The organism is Pseudoalteromonas sp. S3431 (genome assembly GCF_000690035.1).
Taxonomy (GTDB): Bacteria; Pseudomonadota; Gammaproteobacteria; order Enterobacterales; family Alteromonadaceae; genus Pseudoalteromonas; species Pseudoalteromonas fuliginea.
The window spans coordinates 24,438-32,854 of sequence record NZ_JJNY01000018.1 but is presented as its reverse complement, the minus strand read 5'-3'; the positions used below and the strand labels follow the sequence as shown (position 1 = coordinate 32,854).

Sequence of the window (8,417 nt, the reverse complement as noted above, 5' to 3'; positions counted from 1 at the left end):
AAGTCTGAGCTAGTACAAATAAACAGATAGCGTAGCTTATTATAAAGTTACTAAAACCCAACAAGTCCGCTGCTCGTTGGGTTTAATTGATTTTAATCTCAACGACACTCGCATCTTACTGTGGTTTGAGTATAAAATATAACACGTCTTTATTTTCAAGGTATTGCGTTGAAAACCCATCTTGGCCGTCGTCCTTTTTCAGCTATGGAGCTGCATACACTTTATAATGGATATATATACGGTGATGTTAAAGTTATGCGCGAGCAACCAAAACATTGGCACTTTTGGCTGCCCTTAATTTCATATTATAGTGGTGCTTACAGTGACGAAATTGGTTACTTAACACTTGATGATCTAATCTTTAAACAAAATATTTTATGTTTTAGTTTTCATACTCACGGAAAAATAAAGCCCCGCTTAGTCCCTGTACACAAAGCGCTTATAAATTATGGTCTTAATGAATATATAGCGTTTATTAAATCGCAAAATCAACACCGATTGATGTTCGACTTGCCCGCAAAAACTGGCAGGTACAGTGAAAAAGTGCGTATTTGGTTTTCAGGTGAAGGTGAGCGAGCCGGCTATTTACAAAAGTGTGATATACCAAATGTTGATCAACTCGGCATGAAAACAGCAATAAGCAGCTTACGCCTCAACTTTGAGCAACAAGTTCGTATACATGCTCTGCAGGCTAACTCGAAAGACGCCTTTAATTACCTCATGGGATTTAACGAATATTCACATAATGAATTTAACAACGTGCTTTTATTAAATAACGTGATCCAAAAAATACGTGTTATTAACTCACACCTGCATTGGCAACGTTTTATAACACGTGAAAGTCACTGACAAACTTTGTTACTATTTCCCCTTAAAGTCACTGTTATAATCAATTACTCTATTTAAAAAAGCTGTTAGGATATCCACATCCCTAATTATATACGCATAAAAAAGCCTATTTAGGGTAATTTCTAACAACAACAATCTAGGGATCATTATGTTTCTCAAAAGCCTCTTAACTGTGAGCGTTGCGCTGGCAATGAATGCTGCAAACGCTAACGAATTTGTTATCGAAAAACTCGCAAAACCAAGCTCGCAAAAAGTATCGCTAACACTCGACCCAAGCCAAGATACATTCACAGGGATGACAGAGATTTCCCTAGAAGTACTAAAACCAACAAAATACATTGAGCTAAATGGCGTTGCTTACGCTGTTAAAATGGCGCAACTGCTTGGCGACGAAAGCTGTGATTTAAACAACGAAATGCTTAAAACAGGCAAAGTTAAATTTAGTTGTGATGAGCAAATTCAACCAGGTAAATACACGCTTAAAGTTGATTTTTCAGCGCCATATAATCGCCAAAGCGTAGGCTTGTACAAAACGCTAGACCAAGGTACGCCTTATTTATTTACTCAGTTTGAAATGAGCGACGCACGTCGTGCGTTTCCTGTTTTTGACGAACCTAGCTACAAAATTCCATTTCAGTTAACGATTACTGCGCCTACATCACAAAAAGTATATTCAAATACGCCTGAGCTTAAAGCAATCGTTAATGGTGATATGACCACACACTACTTTGATAAAACGCCGCCAATTCCTTCATACTTAGTCGCTATGGCTATTGGCCCGTTTGAAGAATTAGAAATAAAAGGTATGCCAATTCCTGGTCGTGTAATTACCCCACAAGGTAAAATCCACTTAGCCCAATACGCTAAAGAAAACATGCCAAAAGTACTAGGCGCACTTGAAGCGTATTTTGGTATTCCTTACGTTTACAAAAAATTAGACTCAGTAGCGGTACCAGAATTTCCATTTGGCGCAATGGAAAACTCAGGCTTAGTAACCTACCGAGAAGATATTTTATTAGTTGATTTAGCTGCAGCAACACGCAGTAAAAAACAGCGCAATGTATCAATTATTGCTCACGAACTTGCTCACCAATGGTACGGTAACTTAGTAACCATGAAATGGTGGAACGACTTATGGTTAAACGAAGCATTTGCTAGCTGGATGGCTGCAAAAATTACTAAGCAGCTTAACCCTGAGTTTGAATCGCACTTAGACCTGCCGCAAAATAACGTAATGGCACTTGATGCACGGCTAAGCACTAAGCCTATTCGTAAGCCTATTAAAACCGAAGCCGATATTATGGATGGTTTAGGTCTTGCTTACAGTAAAGGCAGCTCGGTACTTGCTATGGTTGAAAACTGGATTGACGAAGATGCATTTCAAAAAGGTATTCAAAGTTACTTAAAAGAGTTTTCATATAAAAATGCTGAAGCAGCTGACTTATGGGAAGCACTTGGTAAAGCTTCAAATAAAGATGTAGCGGGTGTTTTAAAGTCGTTTATTGAGCAATCTTCTTTTCCGCTGGTTAAAGTAGATCAGCAAGGTAGTAAAGTAACTATTTCACAAAGCCGTTTTGTAAATGCAGGCGTTGATGCACCAGAGCAATTATGGAATGTACCTGTTGCAATTAAATATGGCGCTGGCGATAAAGTAAAAACAGCAAACGTATTACTTAATAAGCAAAGCCAAACGCTAGATTTAGACTTTGAACCAGAGTGGATTTATCCAGACCAAGGTGCTCTAGGCTACTACCGTTGGGTAATGGATGATGCACAATTTAGCGCACTTATTAAAAAAGCGCCAAGCGTACTGAGTGACCGTGAACGCTTAGCGTTACTATCAGCTACTGATGCGCTACTTGATGCTGGTGTTATATCTGCTGCTAAGTTAATGCAAACCCTCGAAGTGTTCGTAAGCGATAGCCACCCTCGCGTAGCAAATACCGCACTAGGTTACTTAGTATCGCAACAGCGCACTTTTAAAGACGACAGCAATAAAGACCTATGGCCTGAATTTATTCGCGGTGCAGTAACGCCTGCTGCTAAAAAATATGGTTTAGAAGCAAAAGCGGGTGAAGACGGTGCTATCGCACAGCTTCGTGCGGCCGTTGTATCACGCTTAGGTTTTGATGGTGAAGATAAAAACGTAATCAGTAAAGCGAAAGAACAAACACAAGTTTATTTAAATGATCCACAAAAAGTAGACCCTTACTTAGCCGGTACGTACTTAACTCTTGCTGCTTTTCATGGTGACAAAGCGCTGCTTGATCAATTCATGACAACGTTTAAAACAACGAAAGATCCACAAGTACGCACTAACATGCTTGCTGCAATGGGCTTTTTTGGCAAACCTGAATTACAAAAAGCGGTATTAGCTTATAGCTTAACGGATGAAGTAACTGCATCTGACATGCGTACTATTTTATCGGGTCAAAGTTATACAGATGAGCGCCAAGCGTTATTTATTGACTGGGTTTACAGTAACTACGATAAAGTAACAGCAAGTTTACCGCCGTTCTTTATACCTAACTTACCTTACTTTACAACTGCAAGCTGTAATGCAGAAAGCTTAGCGACAACAAAAACCTTCTTTAACGAAAAAGTAGCTGATGTAGCAGGCTACGCGCGCACATTAAGTAAGCTTGAAGAAAGCACAAACGATTGTATTGCGCTTAAAACACGCGAACTTGAATCGGTTAATAGCTTCTTAAAAAGTAAGTAATTATTAGGTTTATTGAGCTATAAAAATACAAAAGCCGCTGAATATAAATTCAGCGGCTTTTTACATTTATGTTTTATTAATTACCAATAATCATAGTTAGCTTAGCTATAAAGTCTTTTGCTGCTTGCTCAGAGTTTATTTTAAATGCCACACCATAGTGAATAGGTTGAGCGCTTTTAAAAATACGCGTAGGAAAGCGTGTCATCTCACTGCTATGAAAGTACCCTTGCGCACGCGTTACGCCATCAATATCATTAAAGTCATCGCTAAACACCTCAAATGCTGGGCGAATTACTATTTTACCCTTGCCGCTTTCGCTGTGGGTATAAAATGCTTCTTTAGAGTTTACTAACATGTACTCTGCAATATTTTTAATCTTAAAATTACTTCTGCACTGTAATTTAATAAGCTGCTCTGTCAGCTCGTCTGCACTATAAGCCACGTGTAATCCCTATTAGTTAATTTGCGCATTAGATTAACGCATACACACAATAAAATCTGAATTTATTTGTCTGCTTTACTTTGTTATATCACATACAAAAGCGAGCTTTTCATTGTTGTAACTCATTCTTGTTATATTTTTTTCGCAGTAGGTGCTTAAATTAAGCCATTGCGATATTTCATCACTTCCATCAAGTTTACGCTGATAAACGCGGTTTTTAATAGCATAAGCAATGGTCGTATTATCTTTTAAAATAAAATCTTGAACTTGAGCCGGTAACCTTAATAGGTCTTCAACTTGTTTATCTTGCGGATTAAAACTCGCTAAAATGTGTTGCTCGTTTTTAGTGTAACTAAATAAAAATGCAGCCATTGAGTTGTTATAAATAAGCGTTCGCCCAATATTACTGGCTGCTATTTCCCCCTTCGCTTGTGCAACAGAAGTATATTGAAGAGTATGAGGCTTTCCTAAAATGAACATCACTAAATCATTTTGAACACCCCATGCATGGTACCCAACAGGTTCAATCCAATCAAAAATACGACTTGGCGCATCTTCATTTTTGAGTGGGTATTGCCACAATTTTTGCTTACCGTCAGCTTCTACAACAATCGCTGATATCGCATCACCACTTGGCATAACCGTTGGTGAATATTCGCTTACTGGAGAATTAGTTATATTGCTGATTTGTTTTGATGTTAAGTCATAATAAGCAATATCGGTTTGGCTTTGCTCATCAGTAATTACTTCATGAGTAAAGTATAAACCTGTATTTGTTAAATGTGGCTGGTTGTTATAACTGTTTTTATCACTCACAATACTAACTTGTAAGCCATAAGGCGTATTTAAATCAGCAAGTAATACTTGGCTTTTTGGCATGCTAGCCTGCACCACAATTGGGCTAAGCGCTGCTATAGAAAATAATCCAAGTAATGGTTTAATAAGTTTCATGCTTTCTCTCGTTTTAATTTTAAGCACCTCATGATAACGTTATTTGCTGATGGCGTCACTTGAGCTAAGTCAGTCAACTCTTAAGATACCCAAACGACTTAAAATAATGTTAAGTTTAGTCTGGTTATAAAATCGGCTCCTAAAAAAGAGAATTAACATGTCAGCTAAAAATCCTATTATTGCGATTACGGGTTCGTCTGGTGCAGGCACAACCACCACAACCAATGCAATTAAACATATTTTTCGTAGCCTTAATATTGAAGCGGCTTTTATCGAAGGGGATAGCTTTCATCGTTACACTCGCCCTGAAATGGATAAAAAAGTACGCGAAGCACAGCAAGAAGGTAAGCACATAAGTTACTTTGGCCGAGAAGCCAATGACTTTGGTGCCCTCGAAACTTTATTTAATCATTATGGTGAAACTGGGCAAGGTAAATTACGCCGCTATTTACATACATTTGATGAAGCGGTTCCGTACAATCAGTTACCGGGCACCTTTACTCCTTGGCAAGAGCTTGAGCATAATACTGATATTTTATTTTATGAAGGTTTACACGGTGGTGTAGTCGATCAAGATGTAGACGTTGCTAAGCATGTTGATTTATTAATAGGCATGGTGCCTATTATTAACCTTGAGTGGATTCAAAAACTGATACGCGATACCTCTGAGAGAGGTCATTCACGTGAGGCTGTTATGGACTCAATTGTCCGTAGTATGGATGATTACATTAATCACATCACGCCACAGTTTTCTCGAACTCATATAAATTTCCAACGAGTGCCGACCGTTGATACTTCAAATCCATTTAGCGCTAAAGATATTCCATCGCTTGATGAAAGCTTTGTAGTTATTCGCTTTAGAGGTATTGATGATGTTGATTTTCCTTATTATTTACGCATGATCGAAGGCAGTTTTATGTCTCGTATAAATACGCTTGTAGTACCTGGTGGCAAAATGGGCTTAGCAATGGAGCTGGTGCTTACTCCACTAATTAAAGATATTATTTTGAAAAAGCGTGCACTGGAAAACTTAGCACCTCTGGATATACCTATTTAACTCCTCTTCTAAGGTTGAGCTCTCTCACGTACACTGCTGATTTTTAGTAACAATAAGGGACATTGTGTTGTACTCATTAAAAATTATTGTGGGTTCTAAAAACCCTGTAAAAATTAACGCGGCTAAATATATTTTTGCAATGTATTTCCCTGATCATGAAATTGATTGCCAAGGTGTTGATGCACCATCCAATGTGCCCGATCAACCTATTGGCGAAGACGAAACACGCATTGGCGCGCAAAACCGCGTTGATTACTGCAAAGAACATTACCAAGCTCACTATTACGTGGCAATGGAAGGCGGTGCAGAGCAGTTTAGCTATGGCCCAGCAACCTTTGCCTATGTAGTTATTGATAATGCCTTAAATCAAGTTGTAGGGCGCAGCAGTAACCTCCCCTTACCTCAAGTACTTTATAATGCATTACTTAAAGGTGAAGAGCTTGGCGATGTAATGGACAAGGCATTCAATACCACCAATATTAAGCAAAAAGGGGGTGCTATTGGACTACTTACAAACAATCATGCCACGCGTGAAAGTACGTATACACAAGCACTCACTTTAGCTATGGCGCCATTTTTACACTCTGAGCTATACAGCCAAACAAATTAATTTAGGAAGTTTAATGAAATACAGCTATGTATTGTTTGACGCAGACGAAACCTTATTTAGGTTTGATATTTTAGCGGGCATGACTCGCATGTTTAAAGCTTACAACGTAGATTTTAGCCAAGACGATTATATTCATTATCAAAAAACCAATAAGCAGCTGTGGGTTGATTATCAAAACGGTTCTATAACTGCTGATTACTTACAAGTAACTCGCTTTAATGAATGGGCTGCAAAGCTAAATGTGCCAGCAAAAGAGCTGAACGATGCTTTTTTAGATGCTATGGCGCAAATTTGCGAGCCATTACCTGGCGCTATAGAACTTTTAAATAAGCTTAAGCCAAATGCTCGATTAGGTATTATTACTAACGGATTTGCCCGCCTACAAACAGTACGTTTAGAACACACTGGTTTAAAAGATATGTTTGAATGGTTGGTTATATCTGAGCTTGTTGGCATAGCAAAACCGAATAAAGCGATTTTTGAACACACATTTGAGCTAATGGGTAACCCAGATAAAAGCGAGATACTTATGGTCGGTGACACCGCAGCAAGTGACATACTTGGCGGCAACAATGCAGGTATTGATACTTGCTGGTTACAACACCCTGGTGAGCAATTACCCGACGGAATAAAACCAACCTATACCGTAACTCATTTAAATCAGTTACAAGCTATTTTAGAATTGCAATAAAGTAAATTTTACGCAAAAAAATGACGCTAATTAGCGTCATTTTTTATAACTGTTTGCGAACTGTACTTTTATTGCTTTTAGGCTGGAGCTAACTCAAGACCGGGTGCAGGCATCGTCACAGGCGTTTCAAATGTTGCCCACTCCCATGCTGACTCTGTAGCCATAATTTTACGAAGTAATTTATTATTTAAATCATGACCCGATTTAAATGCGGTTACTTTACCTAAAAGGTTATGACCTGTCATAAACATGTCACCAACACAGTCTAATATCTTGTGCTTAACAAACTCGTCGCTATAACGTAAACCATTAGGATTTAAAACTTTGAATTCATCAAGTACCACAGCACTATCCATACTACCACCTAGTGCTAGGTTGTTTGCATGCATGTATTCAATATCTTTCATAAATCCAAAAGTACGCGCACGGCTAATTTCTTCAATAAAGCTTTGCGTTGTTATATCTAACCCTATACGTTGGCGACTTTCGTTGATAGCAGGGTGGTTAAACGCAATCTCAAAGTCGATATGAAAACCATCATAAGGTTCAACTTCAGCCCATTTATCACCTTCTTCAATACGTACTTTTTCTTTAATACGAATAAAGCGTTTAGCAACATTTTGCTCTTCAATTCCGCCTTTTTGTAACAGATATATGAATGGTAATGCACTACCATCCATAATCGGCACTTCTGAGCTGTCTAATTCTATAATTAGATTATCAATGCCCATTGCAGCAACGGCTGCAATAAGGTGCTCAGTAGTCGATAAGCGAACGCCATCTTTGTTAATTAAACAAGTACACAATTGCGTATCACCAACGGCTTCAGGTGTTGTTTCAAAATCAACAACCGGATCAAGGTCGACACGACGAAATACAATCCCAGTATTTGCGCTCGCAGGTCGGAGAGTTATTGTGACCTTCTCACCTTTATGAAGTCCAATTCCTATGGCTTTGACTATTTCTGCAATCGTACGCTGTTTAATCATAGGTTCGCTCACTTTTAAATCAGTTACAGTTAGACGGCGGAGTTTAACATAAATCCTTTTGCCTTTCAATATTTGTACATATTTCAAACAAAAGTATTATTAAATG

8 protein-coding genes are annotated in these 8,417 nt (G+C 38.4%); 5 read left to right on the top strand and 3 right to left on the bottom strand.

Going from position 1 to position 8,417, the window contains the following annotated elements; genetic code table 11:
* The first annotated feature begins 168 nt into the window (after window positions 1-168).
* Entirely contained in the window at window positions 169-849 is a 681-nt protein-coding gene (locus tag DO88_RS13585) for a hypothetical protein (RefSeq protein WP_007376963.1), read from the top strand.
* A gap of 148 nt (window positions 850-997) precedes the next feature.
* Window positions 998-3,571 (top strand): M1 family metallopeptidase, encoded by a 2,574-nt coding sequence (locus tag DO88_RS13590; protein ID WP_033038364.1) that lies wholly within the window; start codon window positions 998-1,000, stop codon window positions 3,569-3,571.
* Between the two features lie 76 nt (window positions 3,572-3,647).
* Here the strand turns inward: DO88_RS13590 and DO88_RS13595 are convergent, their stop codons facing one another.
* Both DO88_RS13595 and DO88_RS13600 read right to left on the bottom strand, forming a co-directional pair.
* Window positions 3,648-4,013 (bottom strand): hypothetical protein, encoded by a 366-nt coding sequence (locus DO88_RS13595; protein ID WP_007376965.1) that lies wholly within the window; start codon window positions 4,011-4,013, stop codon window positions 3,648-3,650.
* Between the two features lie 75 nt (window positions 4,014-4,088).
* Window positions 4,089-4,964, bottom strand: a complete 876-nt coding sequence (locus DO88_RS13600; protein WP_007376966.1) for a hypothetical protein — start codon at window positions 4,962-4,964, stop codon at window positions 4,089-4,091.
* Between the two features lie 157 nt (window positions 4,965-5,121).
* Between DO88_RS13600 and DO88_RS13605 the strand changes: the two genes are divergently transcribed.
* The 3 genes from DO88_RS13605 to yjjG all read left to right on the top strand — a co-directional run bounded on the left by DO88_RS13605 (window position 5,122) and on the right by yjjG (window position 7,322).
* A complete protein-coding gene (locus DO88_RS13605; RefSeq protein ID WP_007376967.1) occupies window positions 5,122-6,021 on the top strand; it encodes a phosphoribulokinase in 900 nt (299 codons plus the stop codon).
* 64 nt (window positions 6,022-6,085) lie between these two features.
* Complete coding sequence (gene yjjX, locus DO88_RS13610) at window positions 6,086-6,631, top strand: inosine/xanthosine triphosphatase (protein ID WP_086007036.1); 546 nt, start codon at window positions 6,086-6,088, stop codon at window positions 6,629-6,631.
* Window positions 6,632-6,644: 13 nt separating this feature from the next.
* Window positions 6,645-7,322, top strand: coding sequence for a pyrimidine 5'-nucleotidase (yjjG, locus tag DO88_RS13615; protein WP_007376969.1), 678 nt, complete (start codon window positions 6,645-6,647; stop codon window positions 7,320-7,322).
* A 77-nt stretch (window positions 7,323-7,399) separates the two neighbouring features.
* On the opposite strand, the gene lpxC is transcribed toward yjjG, so the two are convergent.
* Complete coding sequence (gene lpxC, locus DO88_RS13620) at window positions 7,400-8,311, bottom strand: UDP-3-O-acyl-N-acetylglucosamine deacetylase (protein WP_033038362.1); 912 nt, start codon at window positions 8,309-8,311, stop codon at window positions 7,400-7,402.
* Between the last annotated feature and the right edge of the window lie 106 nt (window positions 8,312-8,417).